The sequence below is a fragment of the Pseudonocardia broussonetiae genome (genome assembly GCF_013155125.1).
GTDB classification, from domain to species: Bacteria; Actinomycetota; Actinomycetes; order Mycobacteriales; family Pseudonocardiaceae; genus Pseudonocardia; species Pseudonocardia broussonetiae.
Genome location: NZ_CP053564.1, coordinates 580092 through 596667 on the forward strand (window position 1 = coordinate 580092; position 16576 = coordinate 596667).

General features: G+C 74.3%; 9 protein-coding genes. 6 read left to right on the forward strand and 3 right to left on the reverse strand.

Going from position 1 to position 16576, the window contains the following annotated elements; all coding sequences use genetic code 11:
- Positions 1-264: 264 nt before the first annotated feature.
- The 3 genes from moeZ to HOP40_RS02835 form a co-directional block, all read right to left on the reverse strand.
- The gene (gene moeZ, locus HOP40_RS02825) at positions 265-1437 is read right to left on the reverse strand and encodes an adenylyltransferase/sulfurtransferase MoeZ (RefSeq protein WP_172154346.1); all 1173 of its coding nucleotides are present in this window, start codon (positions 1435-1437) and stop codon (positions 265-267) included.
- A gap of 47 nt (positions 1438-1484) precedes the next feature.
- Positions 1485-2399, reverse strand: coding sequence for an alpha/beta fold hydrolase (locus HOP40_RS02830; RefSeq protein ID WP_172154348.1), 915 nt, complete (start codon positions 2397-2399; stop codon positions 1485-1487).
- Between the two features lie 79 nt (positions 2400-2478).
- Positions 2479-5103, reverse strand: coding sequence for an Hsp70 family protein (locus HOP40_RS02835; protein ID WP_172154350.1), 2625 nt, complete (start codon positions 5101-5103; stop codon positions 2479-2481).
- Between the two features lie 231 nt (positions 5104-5334).
- Here HOP40_RS02835 and sbnA point away from each other — a divergent pair, with 231 nt between their 5' ends.
- From sbnA to HOP40_RS02865, 6 genes are all read left to right on the forward strand, one after another.
- A complete protein-coding gene (sbnA, locus tag HOP40_RS02840) occupies positions 5335-6324 on the forward strand; it encodes a 2,3-diaminopropionate biosynthesis protein SbnA (protein WP_172154352.1) in 990 nt (329 codons plus the stop codon).
- A 119-nt stretch (positions 6325-6443) separates the two neighbouring features.
- Complete coding sequence (locus tag HOP40_RS02845) at positions 6444-7079, forward strand: sensor histidine kinase (protein WP_172154354.1); 636 nt, start codon at positions 6444-6446, stop codon at positions 7077-7079.
- Positions 7070-7735: a response regulator transcription factor gene (locus tag HOP40_RS02850; RefSeq protein WP_172154356.1), complete on the forward strand. Its 666-nt coding sequence runs from the start codon at positions 7070-7072 to the stop codon at positions 7733-7735. The genes HOP40_RS02845 and HOP40_RS02850 overlap by 10 nt, the downstream gene beginning before the upstream one ends.
- 70 nt (positions 7736-7805) lie before the next feature.
- Positions 7806-9125, forward strand: coding sequence for a hypothetical protein (locus HOP40_RS02855; RefSeq protein WP_172154358.1), 1320 nt, complete (start codon positions 7806-7808; stop codon positions 9123-9125).
- The gene (locus HOP40_RS02860; protein ID WP_172154360.1) at positions 9122-11965 is read left to right on the forward strand and encodes an ATP-binding protein; all 2844 of its coding nucleotides are present in this window, start codon (positions 9122-9124) and stop codon (positions 11963-11965) included. The genes HOP40_RS02855 and HOP40_RS02860 overlap by 4 nt, the downstream gene beginning before the upstream one ends.
- A gap of 470 nt (positions 11966-12435) precedes the next feature.
- Positions 12436-16569: a Pls/PosA family non-ribosomal peptide synthetase gene (locus HOP40_RS02865; RefSeq protein WP_205347061.1), complete on the forward strand. Its 4134-nt coding sequence runs from the start codon at positions 12436-12438 to the stop codon at positions 16567-16569.
- Positions 16570-16576: the final 7 nt, after the last annotated feature.

The following is a 16576-nucleotide window of genomic DNA, read 5'->3' on the forward strand; positions in this document are numbered from 1 at the left end:
CCCCCCTGCCGGAGGCGGGCGCCCCACCGCCCGTCGCCGTGCCACAACTTGATCTTCCGAGTGGCGAAGGTACCCCGCAGTGCCGAACTTGTCACTGCTCCAACTGGGACGTAACCGCAGGTCAGAGTGACGCTGCGTACAGGGCGGTGCGATCTTCACACTCCGTCGCGCGCCGGCCCGGAAACGCGAACGGCACGTTCACCCGATGAGACTGGGTGAACGTGCCGTTCGCGCGAGAAGGGGAAGTGCGTGGTGCGTGGAGCGTCAGTACGTCGGCAGGCTCGGGTCGACCTGCTTGGCCCACGCGAGCACCCCGCCGCCGACGTGCACGGCGTCGCGGAAGCCCGCCTGGTGCAGCGCGGCGAGCGCGTCGGCCGAGCGCGCACCGGACTTGCAGTGCAGCACGACCGGCTTGTCCTGCGGGATCTCCGCGAGCGCCTCGCCGGAGAGGATGCGGTCCTTGGGGATCAGCACCGCCCCGGGGATGCTGACGATCTCGTACTCGTGCGGCTCGCGGACGTCGATCAGCGCGAAGTCCTTGCCCGCGTCGATCATCTCCTTGAGCTCGGTGGCCGTGATCGTGTGGCCGGCGGCCGCGGCCTGCGCGTCGTCGGACACCACACCGCAGAACGCGTCGTAGTCGATCAGCTCGGTGATCGGCTTCGTGTCCGGGTCCTTGCGGATGTTGATCGTGCGGTAGCTCATCTCCAGCGCGTCGTAGACCATCAGCCGGCCCAGCAGCGGCTCGCCGATGCCGGTGATCAGCTTGATCGCCTCGTTCACCATGATCGAGCCGATGGACGCGCAGAGCACGCCCAGCACGCCGCCCTCGGCGCAGGAGGGGACCATCCCGGGCGGCGGCGGCTCGGGGTAGAGGTCGCGGTAGTTGAGGCCCTTGCCGTTGGGCGCGTCCTCCCAGAACACCGACGCCTGGCCCTCGAACCGGAAGATCGAGCCCCACACGTACGGCTTGCCCGACAGCACGGCGGCGTCGTTCACCAGGTAGCGCGTGGCGAAGTTGTCGGTGCCGTCGAGGATCAGGTCGTAGTCGCGGAAGATGTCCATGACGTTCGACGAGTCCAGCCGCACGGGGTACAGCTTCACCTCGACGAACGGGTTGATCTCCTTGATGGAGTCGCGCGCCGACTCGCCCTTGGGCCGCCCGATGTCGGACTGCCCGTGGATGACCTGGCGGTGCAGGTTGGACTCGTCGACCTCGTCGAACTCGACGATCCCGAGCGTGCCCACCCCGGCGGCGGCCAGGTAGAGCAGTGCCGGGCTGCCCAGACCGCCGGCGCCCACGACGAGCACCTTCGCGTTCTTGAGGCGCTTCTGGCCCGCCATCCCCACGTCCGGGATGATCAGGTGGCGGCTGTAGCGCGCCACCTCGTCCTTCGTCAGCTCGGCGGCCGGCTCCACGAGCGGCGGTAGCGCCATGGGACATGCTCCTCGGTGTCACGTAGTTCGGTCTGCTTGCGGCAACGTCAGCCCCGCGCGGGATCTTCCCAGAGCTCGCCGACGGCCTGCGCCACCCGCTCCGGCACCTCCATCTGGGCGACGTGCCCCACGCCCGGCAGCATCAGCAGCCGCGCGCCCGGGATCGTCGCGGCGGTGCGGGCCGCGTGGCGGGGCGAGACGAGCCGGTCGCGGTCGCCCCACACCACCAGCGTGGGCGCCTGCACGCGCGCGGCCTGGCGCCACAGCCCGCCCAGGGCCCAGCTGGAGATCATCGCGCCCGCCGTGCCGAGGACGGCCTCGCGCGCCCACGCCACCCGGCCGCGGCGCGCGATCTCCTCCGCGGCCTCGGCCAGCCGCTCGGGCGGGGCGCGGCCGGGGTCGCCGAAGCACAGGTCGATGGTCTGCTGCGCGCGCTCGACCGGCGTCAGCGCGGCCATCTGCGCCTTCGCCCGCGCCCCGATGACGGGGACGAGCGAGAGCAGCAGCCGCGGGTCGGCGATGCGGCGCGGGTCGGGCCGGCGGTCGGGCATCGCGGGCGAGACGAGCGTGAGCGTCTCCACGAGCTCCGGGCGCCGGGCGGCGACGCTGATCGCGATGGCGCCGCCGAGGGAGTTGCCGAGCAGGTGCACGCGCTCGCCGCGCCCGGCGAGGAAGCACAGGACGGCGTCGGCGTGGGCGTCGGGCGACCAGTCCGGCGTCGCGAGCGGGCGGGAGTGCCCGAACCCCGGCAGGTCGACGGCCGTGCCCGCGGCCCGGTCGGACAGCAGCCCGGCGAGGTCGGTCCAGTTCGTCGCCGAGCCGGACAGGCCGTGGACGTAGACGGCGGGGATGCCGTCGGGCCCGGGCGTCTCGCGGACGTGCAGCGTGACGCCGCCCGAGGTGACCTCCCGGCCGGGCCACGGCCCCTGGTGGCCGCGCTCGGCCGATACCTGTGTGCTCACCCCCCGAGCATCACCCGGCGACCGGCCGCCCGGCCAGTCCGGGTGGCGCCGGTCGCCCTCCTCGACGGCCGGCCGGAGATCAGCCGGCCAGGTCGAGGACCGTCAGCGTCCCGCTGTTGAGGTTGGTGACGTAGGCCTGCCGCCCGTTCGGCAGCACCGCGACGCTGGTGGGGCCGTCCTCGGTCGGGATCGTGGCGGTCACCGCGAAGGTCTCGGCACTGATCACGGACAGCGTGTCGTCGCTGACGTTGACCACGTAGGCGTAGCGCCCGTCCGCCGACCAGGCGATGGCCTGGGGGTTCTTGCCGACGACCACCGTCGCGACCACCTCCCGCGTGTCGGTGTCGGTCATCGAGACCGTGCCGCCGTCGTAGTTCACGTTGGCCACCAGCGGCCGGGCGGGGTTCACCGCGACGCTGTGCGGGCTCGTGCCGACCGGCACCTCCGCGAGGACGGAGTCGGTCGCCGGGTCCAGCACGGTGATCAGGTTCGACTCGTGGTTGGCGGCGTAGGCCCGGGTCCCGTCGGCCGAGAAGGCGATCCAGTGCGGGTTGGGCGCCACGTCGATCTCCGCGGACACGGCGTTCGACGCCGTGTCGATCACGGAGACGGTGCCCGAGTCGTGGTTGGGCACGTAGACCCGGCTCCCGTCCGGCGTGACGGCCAGCGCGTAGGGGCGGGTGCGGACGGGCGTGGTCGCGACGACCGCGTTGGTCGTGGTGTCCAGCACGGCGACCGCGGCGATCGTGCGCTCCTCGTTGAAGACGCTCACGTAGACCCGGCGCCCGTCGGGCGAGAACGCCAGGTACTGCGGCGGCCCTGCCGGGATGGCGATCGTGGCGGTCGTCCGGTTGATCGCGGTGTCGATGACGGTGACGACGCCGGCCGCGCGGTTGGCCACGTAGGCGAGCCTGCCGTTCGGGGACACCGCGACGAAGCCCGACGTCGGCCCGGCCGGGATCGACGTGCCGAGGGTCGGGATCGGGACGCTCTGGACCTCCGACGGGGCCTGCGGGCCCGGCACGACCGGCCCGCCGGCGGGCGGGACCGGCGCCGGCTGCGCGGTGGCGCCGCCGGCCGCGGGCCCGAGAGCGCCGCCCGTCACGGCGTACACGAGACCCGCCAGTACGAGCACCGCCACCACCGCGGCGACGGCGATCAGCGGGCGTCGGCGGTGCCCGCCGCCCGACGGCGGACGCAGGGGCGGAGGCGGGAGCGGCGGCTCGGCGGCCGCCGGACCGGAGGCGGCCGGCGACGCCGCTGCGCCCGGCGGGTGGGAGCTCGAGCCGGGACCGGCCCCGCCCGGGCCGGGCGGCCGCCCGGGCCGCAGCGCGGCCCCGACCGCCCCGGCCGGGCGCGGAGCGGGGATCTGCGCGCCGGCATCGGCCGGCGGCCCCTCCACCACAGGGCGCGGTGCGTCGAGCGGGGGCCGTCCCGGTCGCAACGGGGCGGCGACCACGGGGGCGGCGCTCTGGACCAGCGTCGTGGCCGCCCCCGCGTGCGGCGAGCCGTCCGGCGCGGCGGCCTTGCGGAGGGCGCCGTGGCCGTCGGACCCGTTGCGCTCGGTGGGGGCGGGGGCCGGGAGCGAGTACGAGACCGCCGGCGCCCCGGCGGCCACCGTGACCTCGCCGGAACCGACCCGGGCCAGCTCGGCGGCTCCGAGCGCGACGGCGTACTTGGGGTGGGTGTCGACGACGATGGGGCGGTCGAGCTCGGCGGAGATCATGCGGGCGACCAGGGGTATGCGCGAGGAGCCGCCGACCAGGAGCACCGCGGTGAGCTCGTCGGGCTCGACCTGTGCGGAGCGCAGGGTGCGGGTGAACGCCCCGATCGTCGACTCGACCTGGGCCCTGATCATGTCCTCGAAGTCGGTGCTGGTGAGGTGGATGTCGAAGTGGCGGTGGGGCAGGAACACCGGGATGACGGTCTCGGTGTCGATGGACAGGGCCTCCTTGGCCAGGATGCAGTCCTGCCGCAGCCGGGCCATCGCCACGGACGTCTGCTGGTCGCTCATGTCGAGGTCGGTGAGCGCCCCGCCGGAGGCGTAGTTGACGTAGGACAGGATGGCCTCGTCGAAGTCGACACCGCCGAGGCGCTCGACGCCCTCCGGGGTGCCCAGTATCTCGATCCCGTCGCGCAGCTTGCGCAGGACCGTGGCGTCGAAGGTGCCTCCGCCGAGGTCGTAGACGGCCACGACGTCGCCGTCCACGAGCTGGTGGGAGGCCGCGTAGTGCGCGGCGGCGGCCTCGGGCTCCGTGACCATGCGCGGGGCGACCGGGTGCGCGGCGAGCCCGGCGAGCGGGGGCACCTCGTCGAACAGCTCACGGCGGAACGGGCCCCAGTTGGCGGGGTGGGTCAGCACGACGCGTTCGGGAGGCCCGCCCTCGGTCTCGACCACCCGCTCGACGACGTCGCGCAGCAGCGTCGCGAGCAGGGCGGTGACGGCGTAGGCCGCACCGCCGAGCATGATCGGCGTGGGGTCCCCCAGCCGGCGCTTGAACTCCCGGCCGATGCGGTCGGGGCGGCTGACCGCGCGCCGCCCGGCCGCGTCGCCGCAGACCAGGCTGCCGTCGTCGCGGGCGTAGACCACGGCGGGCGAGACGACGCTGCGGTCGCCGAGGGTGAACATCTCCACCTGCGAGGCACGAGCGACCGCCGCGGCGACGAACGTCGTCCCGAGGTCGACACCCAGGCTGTAGGGCACGGCGCACCCCCTCCGATCGGGCTCCCATGGTAACGAGGATCACACCCGGCGGTGTGATTCCTCGGCGACGTCTTTGACCGGAAACGTCTTCGCCCGGACTCGGCGAACTGGGGTTGTCCCTACTCGAACCGGGGGGTCGGCTCGGCCCGTCCGGGTGGCCGCACCATGTGTTCGACGGCGCGGGAGGACGACCGTCTACCTCAACGCAGACAGCGACCCGAGGCGGACGACATGACCATCATCACCAGCCCCCAGGACTTCAACACCGACGACCTGTACGTCGACCTGGAGCCCGTCGTCGGCAACACCCTGTTCCTCAAGGTCGAGGGCCTCAACTTCGCCGGCTCGGTGAAGCTCAAGGCCGCCTCGGCCATGGTCGAGGCCGCCGAGGCCGACGGCACCCTGCGGCCGGGCGCGATCCTCGTCGAGTCGTCCTCGGGCAACCTCGGCATCGCACTGAGCATGATCGCCGCTGCCAAGGGCTACGGGTTCGTCTGCGTCACCGACTCCCGCTGCAACCTCGCCACCCGCCGCCTCATGGAGTCCCTGGGCGCGGAGGTCCACGTCATCACCGAGCCGGACCCCGAGCACGGCCTGCTCGGCGCCCGTCTCGACCACGTCCGCGACCTGCTCGCCTCCGACGACCGCCACGTGTGGCTCAACCAGTACACCAACCCCAACAGCTGGAAGGCCCACTACGACACCACCGGCCCCCAGATCGCCGCCCAGTTCCCCGACGTCGACGTGATCTTCATCGGCGCCGGCACCACCGGCACTCTGATGGGCACCGCCCGCTACTTCGCCGACCACCACCCGCACGTGCGCATCGTCGCCGTGGACAGCGTCGGCTCGGTCAGCTTCGGCACCCCCGCCGCCCGCCGCATGATCCCCGGCCTGGGCATGGCGGTGCGGCCGCCGCTACTCGACCAGACCGTCATCGACGAGGTCGTCCACGTCGAGGAGGCCGACACCATCCGCACCTGCCACCGCCTCGCCCGCACCGGGTTCCTCTTCGGCGGCTCCACCGGCACCGTCGTCACGGCCGCCGAAGCCTGGCTGGCCGAGCACGCCACCCCCGGCACGACCGCCGTCGCCATCGCCCCCGACCTGGGCGAGCGCTACATGGACACCATCTACCAGTCCCACTGGGTCGAGGACCTCTACGGCGACCTCACCGCCGACACCGACGACACCGGCGCCTTCGCCGCCATCGCCGCCTGACGCGGAGGCGCCACGGCCTGCCGGAGCGGTGCGGCCGGGCGCGCGGGGGGGAGAGAACCCTACCCGGCCGGAGGGACGCCCCCCTTCCCGTCGGCGGCGCCGGGGGCCAGGGTTCGAGGATGGTGTCCGGGTCCGCGCAGTGCGCCGACGGTGGCGCGGGGTCGTCCGGCGGCAGGGCCGAGACCCGCCGCGTGGAACGGCAGCGGTGGACGCGGCGCAGGCGCCTCGAACGCCGGCTGCACGACGGCGCCGCCCTGCGGATCTCGGCACTCACCCTCCAGCTCGGGCTGCTGCGGCACCGGGTCCCCGCCGTCGACCGGGACCTGCACGAGTCGATCGACGGCTTCGAGCACGAGCTGCAGGCCGTCCTCCAGGAGCTGCGCGAGGTGGCGAGCGAGCTCTACCCGCCGCTGCTCGACGAGGCCGGCCTCGGCCCGGCGCTGCGCGAGCAGGCCGGCCGGCTGGACGCGAACGTCGTGGTCACGGCGTCGGACGAGCGGTTCGGCCCGGCCCTGGAGGGCGCGGCGTACTTCGCGGTGGTGGCGGCCCTCACGGGCCTGCCGCCCGGCGGGAGCACGGTCGAGGTGTCGGTGACGCGCGCCGACGACGCCCTGGTGGTGCACCTCGCCGGGGTGGACGGCAGGGGCGCCCGGCACCTCCGCGACGGCGTCCGGCCGCTGGGCGGCACCACCGAGGTCGTGGCGGGGGACCGCCCCGGCACCGCCACGATCATTGCGAGGTTCCCGTGCGAGTAGCGCTGGCCGAGGACGGTGCCCTGTTCCGTGAGGGCCTCATCATGCTGCTGAAGGCGGCGGGGCACGACGTGGTCGGGTGGGCGGCGGGCGGTGACGAGCTGGTGGCCATGCTCGCGCACGACGCCCCCGACGTGGCCATCCTGGACATCCGGATGCCACCCGAGCCCGACGGCGGCCTCGTGACGGCCGAACGGCTGCGCGCGGCGCATCCCGAGATGGGGCTCCTGTTCCTGTCGCACTACGCCGAGACCCACTACCTGATGCGCATCCTGCAGATCGGGACCGACGCGATCGGCTACCGGCTCAAGGAGAAGGTGGGCAGCGTCGACGTGCTGACCGACACCCTGACCCGGATCCGCGACGGCGAGATCGTCATCGAGCCGGTGCTGGCGAAGCGGCTCGTGGAGCGGCCCCGCGGGGAGAAGAAGGACGCCGTCGCCGCACTGTCCGAGCGCGAGCTCGACGTGCTGCGGCTCATGGCGGAGGGCCGCTCGAACAACGGGATCGCGGGCCAGCTCTACGTCAGCGCGAAGGCGGTGGAGAAGCACATCGCCAACATCTTCGGCAAGCTCGGGCTGCACACCGACACCTCCGAGCACCACCGGCGGGTGCTCGCGGTGCTGACCTACCTGCGCTCCCAGGACAACGGTGGATGAGCGGAGGCTTGGCGACGGCGGCCTCGCCGTTTAGCGTTCACCTGCCCTGACCCGGAAGCGGGTGGTGCGGATGGACCGGACGGTCGCGGCACGGTTGCTGCGCCTGCTCGTCGTCGCGTCCGGCGCGACCGCGGTGTTCGCCGCGCTGGTCGGCGGCCTCACCCCCGTGCTGGGACCCGATCGGGCCGCGGTGCTCCTGCCGTTCCTGGCCGCCGCGGCGGCGACGGCGGGTCTGGGGGCGGTGCTGCCGCGCCTCGACCACTGGGTGCGGAGCCTGACCCACCACCGCACGAGCACGCCCTACTCGACGCTCGCGGCGGCGGCCGACCGGATCCGCGCGGGCTCGCTGCAGGCCGCGCTGCCGGGGCTCGCCCAGGTCCTCGCCGACGGCACCGGCGCGCAGCGGGCGGCCCTGTGGCTCGTGGTCGAGGACAGGCTGGTGAGCGCCGCGACCCACCCGCCCGAGGAGGGCGCCCCGGCCACCGCGCCGAACCTCGCGGTCCTGCTCGCGCGCCCGGACACCGATCACGTCGTACCCGTGCTCGACGGGGTGGTCCTGCGCGCGGTGCTGGCGATCGGGAAACCCGGTGCCCCGATCACCCCCGGCGACCAGCAGCTCATGCGGGACGTCGCGAACGGGGCGGGGTCGTTGCTCCGCGAGGTGCAGCAGGGCGCGGAGCTCGAGGAGCGGGTGCGCCGGGCGGCCGACCTGGCCGTCGAGCTCCAGCGGTCGCGGCAGCGACTGGGGCGGGCTCGCGACGTCGAACGGCGGCGCCTGGTCGCCGAGCTCTCCCACGCCACCACCGAACCCCTGGCGGCACTGCGCGCGGAGCTCGAGCGCGCCGCGGAGGGGCTCGCCGCACCCGGCGCCCCGACCGACCCGGTGCGGCAGGCGCTGGGCCGGGCCCGTTCCGGGCTCGACGCGCTGCTGGAGCGGTTCCGGTCGATCGCCCGGGGCGTGTACCCGGCGGTGCTGCGCGACCAGGGGCCGGTGGCGGCGCTGGAGGAGCTGGTGGCCGACCTGCCCCGGTCCGTGCGGCTGGAGGCCGACCTGAGCCCGCGCCTGGGCTGGGAGATCGAGTCGGGCATCTACTACGTCACCGCGTCGGCGCTGCAGCACCTGGCGCTCCGGTCGGACGCCCCGGAGCTGCGCGTGCAGCTGGTGCACGGCGGCGGGCGGCTGTCGATCCGCATCGAGGACCCGGCGCCCGGCGCGGAGCCCGACGACCTGCGGGCGGCGCTGACGATCGACACCGAGCGGCTGGCCGCACTGGGCGGGGAGCTCGAGCTCGTGCGCGGCGAAGCGGGGACGGTCCTGCACGCGTGGCTCCCGGACCGGCTCGAACCGCTGGTCGACCTGTCGGCCCCGCGTGGCGAGGGGGTGCGGTGAGCAGCGGATCCGCGGCCGCGCGCAGGCGGTTCGCCGTGGGCGGCTACGTCGCGCTGCTGACCGTCTGCACGGCGGTCGCCGTCGGTTGGCTCGCCGTCGGCCTGGTCGTCGCCGTGGCGCGGTACTGGCCGGGGGCGCTCGACGCCGCCCGGACGGCGGCGGCCGGGGGCAGCGGGTGGGCCCGGGGCGTCTCGGAGGCCGCCCCGCGCAGCGAGCCGCTCGACCAGGCCGTGCTCGACTACGCGTTCAGCGCCCTGAACCTGGTCATCGCGGCGGTGCTGCTGCGCCACGCGAGGCGCTCGTGGTCGCTGCGGCTGCTCGTGATCGCGATGGTCGGCTCGGCCGGGGCGTTCAACCTGCAGGCCCACGCCGCCGCGGTGGCCGTGCAGATCGCCACGGGGTGGTCGGTCGGCCAGCTGCACCAGATCGTGCTGCACGGTGTCGCGAGCACCGCCTACGTCCTCGCGCTGCTGGTCTTCCCGACCGTGTCGTGGTCGGCGAGGCTGTGGCGCGGACCCGCCGGGAACCTGCTGGTCGCCGTCGGGGTCGCGAGCCTGCTCGTCGTGGGGTTCGGGACGGCCCTGCTCCCCCACACCTACAGCTGCATCCTCTTCTTCGGCTTCCTCGTCCCGGTCGCGGGTCTCGTCGTGCTGCCCGCGCGCGTCCGGCGGGGCGCCACGAGCGAGCAGCGCACCCAGGCGCGGCTGCTGCTGAGCGTGCTGGCGGCCGCGTTCGCGACCGCGGCGGTGCTGGCGGTCGTCACCCTGGTCCTCGCCGGGCTCGGCGAGCCCGGCCTGACGCTGTACGACCCGACGGCGCACGTGGACCAGGGCCAGGGCCTGCCCACCGCGCTGCTGTTCTGGTTCTCCCGGCTCGCATCGGCGGCCATCGCGACCGCGGTCCTGCTCGCGACCGTCGGCGCCCGGCTGGGCACGGCGGAGCAGCTGTTCAGCCGGGGACTGGCCGCGACGCTCGTGGCCGCGGTGGCCGGAGGTGCGTTCACGGTGGTGCGCGCGGCCGGGGGCGACCCGTCGCCGACCGGGGCGGCGGCGCTGGGGCAGGCCGCGCTCGCGGCGGTACCGGTCGCGCTGGTGTTCCTGCCGCTGTACCTGTCCGTCGAGAACCTGGTCGACCGGCTGCTCTACGGGACCCGGCCGACGCCCTACAGCGTGCTGGCCGAGGTGGCGGCGCTGTCGCACACCACGGCGGGCGACGCCCCGGACCTCGCCCGCGTCGCCGAGGGCGTCGCCCGTGCGCTCGGCGCCGGCGTCTGCCGGCTGACGGTGCGGCGGCCCGGGTTGCGCGACCGGACGTACGCGTGGCCCGCCGGGGCCGAGCAGACCGACCCCGGCGACCTCGTGGCGGTGCCCATCTCGCAGGGCGAGGAGCAGCTCGGGGAGATCGCGGTCGACCGCGCCGCCGTCGCGGGCCTGCACACGCAGCGCCGGCACCTCCTCGACGACGTCGCCGACAGCCTGCGGGTGGTGCTGCAGGCGAGCCGGTCGGGCATCGAGCTGGAGCGCCAGCTCCGGGCCGCGCTGGCGCACGGCGAGGCGATCGCGGTGGCCCGGCGCGAGGCGGTCGCCGAGATGGACAGCGAGCGGCGCCGCATCGAGCGCGACCTGCACGACGGCGCGCAGCACCACCTCGTGACCCTGGGTCTCACGCTCGGGCTGGTCGACCACCAGGTCGCGACGGGGCAGCTCGACGAGGCACGGGAGCGGCTGGTCAGGCTCCTGGTGCAGGTCGACGACGCCGAGACGGTGCTGGCCGAGACCGCCACCGGGGTCTCGTCGGTCGTGCTGTCCGAGCAGGGCCTCGCGGCGGCGCTGTCGGCCGCTCTGGCCGGAGCGCACCCACCCGTCACCCTCGACTGCACCGGCGCCCCGGCGGCGCGGCTCCCCGCCGAGATCGGTGACACCGCCTACTACTGCTGCCTCGAGGCGGTGAACAACGCGCGCAAGCACGCTCCGGGCGTACCGGTGACCGTCCGGGTGTCCGAGGTCGGCGGGAGCCTGCGGATGGCCGTGCGCGACTCGGGCCCCGGGTTCGACCCCGGCGCCGTCCCGGGCTCCGCCGTGCGGGCGGGGCGCGGCCTGCGCAACGTCACCGCGCGCGTCGCCGCGGTCGGGGGGACGATCGCGATCCGCTCGGCGCCGGGCGAGGGCACCACGGTGGAGTGGTCGCTGCCGCTGCCGCAGGAAGAGGCGCCAGTGCCCCGGGAACCACTGCCTCGGGAACCACTGCCCCGGACGCGGCTGCCCCGGCCCGGTACCGGCGACGGGACGCCGCTGGCGGCCCGGATGCGCGACCTCCTGCGCTACGCCATCGAGGTCTACCGCGGCACCGACCGCGTCGGCGCGCTCCACGGGCTCGCCGCGCGCCTCGACGCCGGGGGGCGCACCGACGGGGCGGGGCGGTCGGACGTGGCCGAGGTGCGTCGGGCGCTGGCCGCTCTGGAGGACCTCGTCCGGTCGGCACCGCTGGAGGGGGACCGGACGCACCGCCTGCGCTACGAGCTGGACCGCCTGCGGTCGGGGGCGCACGAGCTCGCCGAGGTCGATCTCGCCGCGACCATCCGCGCGGGCGACCTCTCGCTGCCCGAGGAGGTGCGGCGCTCGGCCGAGCGCCTGCTCGGTGCGGGCGGTGCCGCGCCGCGCGCCCGGCTCGGCCTCGCCGAGGGGGCCGACGCGCACGAGGTGCGCGTGGCGGCCACGGCGGAGCTCGCCCGGTGGCAGTGGTGGGCGGCGCACCCGGCCTCGACCGGGGGTGTGCGCGACGCCGCGCAGGTGGTGGTCCGGACCTGCGAGCGCCTGCTCGCGGAGGCCGGGCCGGGCTGATCCCCGGCCGTGGAGGTCCGCGACCGGACCGGCGGGGTCGGCGCCTTTCGCACCGGAGGAAACAGCGCATCCCCGTCGAACTCCCGGGATGCGGGTGCAACCGCCACGGAATCGCCTCATTCCGCTCCCGGAACGGCGGAATGGCGGCGGCCGGGACCGTTTCGCCGATCGCGCACGAGCCGACCCGACGACGGGCGCGGCGAGGGGGCTGTCCCTACCTCGATCAGCGGGTCCGCCCCCCGCGCCGTGGGGACCGCACGGTGGTTCGCACGCATTCCCCGGCGCATCCTTGATCGGACGGCGGAGGGGTCGCGATCATGCAGAAGATCGATTCTCACGACTGCTCGAACGATTTCCGCGGGCGGATGTCCGCCCGACGGGCCGGCATCGACCGCGCACCATTGACCGCCGACGGTACTGGTGCAAATCTCATTCGACGCACGGTGCAGTGCTCGGACCGAGGAGGCGGCGTGCCGGCGACGCAGCACTCCGAGCAGCCCCCCACCGGACCGCCGGCGCCCTTGTCCGAGCTGGTGCTGGTCGACCAGCACGAGGCCCAGGGCCGCCGGGTCCGCCGGGACGAGCGCCTGGACCACCTCTTCGAGGAGCGCTGCGACTGGAACCGGCGCTACGGCCGGGCCGGCCGGCTCGCTGTCGACTCCGACGAGATGTCGCTGACCTACGCCGAGCTCGACGCGCGGGCCAACCGCCTGGCCCGGTACCTGCGCCTGCGCGGGGCCCGCGCAGGCGACCGGATCGCCCTGCTGTTCGACCGCCCGGCCCAGTCCTACGTCGCGGTGCTCGCCACGCTCAAGATCGGGGCGGCCTACGTCCCGCTGGACGTCGCCACGCCGACGGGCCGCCTGGCCTACATCGTCGAGGACGCACGGGCGCGCACGGTGCTGTCGATGTCGCACGTGGCCGACCGGGTGGAGCAGATCGACCTGCTGACCGCGAACGGCGCCGAACTGGTGTACGTCGACCGCGCCGCGCCGCTGATCGAGGAGATGGACCCGCGCCGGCTCATCGACGCCGAGCGGGGCGCCCTGGACGACCAGCTCGCCTACATCAGCTACTCGTCCGCCTCCGGCAGGCCGGAAGGGGTGGCCATCGACCACGCCAGCATCTGCAACTTCGTCAAGGTGGCCGCCGAGGTGTACGGCATCCGGTCCGGCGACCGCGTCTACCAGGGGCTGCCGATCGCGCTCGACTTCTCGGTCGAGGAGATCTGGGTGCCGTGGGTCTGCGGAGCGACGCTGGTGCCCCGGCCGCCCGGCCCGAACCTGCTGGGCCCCGACCTGCACGAGTTCCTCCGCGACCGGCGCGTCACCGCCCTGTGCTGCGTCCCGGGCGTGCTGGAGACCCTCCCCGGCGACCTGCCCGACCTGCGGTTCCTGCTGGTGTGCGGGAAGGACTGCCCGCGGGACCTGATCGCGCGCTGGCACCGCCCCGGCCGCCGGTTCCTCAGCGTCTACGGCCCCACCGAGGCCACGGTGTCGGCCGCGTGGACCGAGCTGCACCCGGACCGGCCTCCGACCATCGGGGTCCCGCTCCCCACCTACAGCACCGTCATCCTGGACGCCGAGGACCCGTACCGGGCGCTGCCGCACGGCGAGGTCGGCGAGATCGGCATCGCCGGGATCGGGCTCGCCTGCGGGTACCTGAACCACGACGACCTGACCGACGAGGTGTTCGTCCAGGACTTCCTGGGGATCCCGGCGAACCCGTCCGGGCGCATCTACCGCACCGGCGACCTGGGCCGGGTCACCGCCGACCGGGAGATCGAGTACCACGGGCGGGTCGACCGGGAGGCCGTGACCCGCGAGCTCCGGATCCAGCCGACCGGGGTCGGGTCGCGGCCCCCCGTCCCCGCGGTGCCCCCGGCGCCGGTCGCCGCGGGCCCCGCCGGCCCGGCGAACGACACCGAGGGCGCGCTCGCCGAGGCGCTGGCCGCGCTCGTGGGGCGCGAGGTGCCGGTCGGGAGCAACTTCTTCGACGACCTGGGCGCCGACTCGCTGGTGATGGCCCAGTTCTGCGCACGGGTCCGCAAGCGCGCCGACCTGCCGCCGGTGTCGATCAAGGACGTGTACCGGTACCCGACGGTCAGGAGCCTCGCGGCGGCGCTCGCCGACACCGGGTCGACCCCCACGGAGCGGAGCCTCGCGGAGGTGCTGGCCGGCCTCATGGGGTGCGAGGTCACGGTCGGGAGCCACTTCTTCGACGACCTGGGAGCCGACTCGCTGGTGATGGCCCAGTTCTGCGCACGGGTCCGCAAGCGGGTCGACCTGCCGCCGGTGTCGATCAAGGACGTCTACGCGCACCCGACGATGCGGGGCCTGGCCACGGCGCTCGCGCAGGCCGACCCCGGCCGGGCCCCCGGGTCGCCGCACCCGGAGCCCCCGGAGACGACGCCACCGGTCGGCACGCCGCGGTACGTCCTCTGCGGCGCCCTGCAGGCGCTGTTCATCCTCGGGTACGCCTTCCTCACCGCGCTGATCGGGGTCCGCGGCTTCGAGTGGATCTCGGCCGCCCCCGGCCCGGCCGAGGTGTACCTGAGGTCGGTCCTGGTCACCGCCGGCACCTTCGTCGGCCTGAGCCTGCTGCCGATCGCGGCGAAGTGGGTGGTCGTCGGCCGCTGGAAGCCCCAGCGGATACGGGTGTGGAGCCTCGCCTACGTCCGCTTCTGGGTCGTCAAGGCGCTCATCCGGTCGAACCCGATGGTGATGTTCGTCGGCTCGCCGCTCTACGTGCACTACCTGCGGGCACTGGGCGCCAGGATCGGGCGCGGGGCCGTGGTCTTCTCCCCGACGGTGCCCGTGTGCACCGATCTGCTCACCATCGGCGCGGACACGGTCGTCAGCAGGGCCTCGTCGTTCACCGGCTACGCCGCCGTCGACGGCGTGATCCACACCGGCGCCGTCACCCTCGGCCGGGACGTGTTCGTCGGCGACGCGACCGTCCTCGACATCGGGACCGCGATGGGCGACGGGTCCCAGCTCGGCCACACCTCGTCGCTGCACCCCGGTCAGGCCGTGCCGGCGGGCGAGGCCTGGCACGGGTCCCCCGCCCAGCCGACCACCGCGGACTACCGCGTGGTCGGGTCCGTCGAGGGCGGCGCCGTCCGCCGGGTCGGCTACTCGGTCCTGCAACTGCTCAACATGCTGCTGCTCCTGCCGGCGGTGATCAGCGTCCCCGTCGTGCTGCTCGAGCGGTTCCCGCAGCTCGCGGCGGTGACGGAGGCGGAACCCTCCGGCTGGGCGCTCTACCTCGACGCCGTGGTCGTCTCGCTCGTGGTCTTCCTCGGTTCCGCGCTCGCCGGTCTGCTCCTCGCGGTCACGGTCGCCCGGGTGCTGGGCCCGGTGCTCGAGCCCGACCGCCTCTACCCCCTGTACGGCGTCCACTACTGGATCCAGCGCGTGATCGCCCGCACCACCAACAGCCCGTTCCTGACGCAGCTCCTCGGCGACAGCTCGTTCGTCGTCGGCTTCGTGCGCCTCCTCGGGTACGACCTCTCCCGGGTCCAGCAGACCGGCTCGAACTTCGGCTCCGCCGTCAAGCATGACGTCCCGGCCCTGTGCGCGGTCGGCACCGGCACGGTCATCGCCGACGGGCTGTCCTTCGTCAACGCCGACTTCTCGAACTCCTCGTTCCGGGTGTCCCGGGTCTCGATCGGCGCGCACAACTTCCTCGGCAACAACATCTTCTACCCCTCGCAGGGCCGGACGGGCGACGACTGCCTGCTCGGGACGAAGGTGATGGTGCCGGTCGACGGGGAGGTCCGGACCGGCGTCGGCCTGCTGGGGTCGCCGTGCTTCGAGATCCCCCGGTCGGTCGAGCGCGACACGCGGTTCGACCCCCTGGCCCAGGGCGACGAGCTCCGCAGGCGGCTCGCGGCCAAGAACCGGCACAACCTCGTCACCATGGGGCTGTTCCTGCTGGTGCGCTGGGTCCACGTCCTCGGGATCACCCTGATCGCCCTGGCCGCCCTGGACCTCTACCCGTCGCTCGGGGTCGCCGCGATCGCACTGTTCACCGTGCTGACCCTGCTGTTCACCACCGGGTGGTTCGTGCTGGTCGGGCGCGCCGTGTCCCGGTTGCAGGCCTGGGCGCCGAACGGCTGCTCGATCTACGACCGCGCCTTCTGGCGGCACGAGCGGTTCTGGAAGGTGCCCGCCGTGGCGTATCTGCAGGTCTTCAACGGCACTCCCTTCAAGGGCGGGCTCTGGCGCCTGCTGGGCGTGCGGATCGGCCGCAGGGTCTTCGACGACGGGGTCTTCATCGCGGAGAAGACGTTCGTGACGATCGGGGACGGCGCCACGCTGAACGCCGGGGCGGTCGTCCAGTGCCACTCGCAGGAGGACGGCGCCTTCAAGTCCGACCTCACGGTGATCGGCGCAGGCGTCACCCTCGGTGTCGGCGCGTTCGTGCACTACGGCGTGACGATGGGCGACGGCGCGGCGCTGGCCGCCGACTCGTTCCTCATGAAGGGCGAGGAGGTCCCCGCGCACGAGCGCTGGGGCGGCAACCCGGCGGGCGCGATCCGCGACGACCGCCGGGCGAGCAGCACGGTCGACGGCCGGCGGGTCCCGCATGCCGCGGCCTAGCGCACGA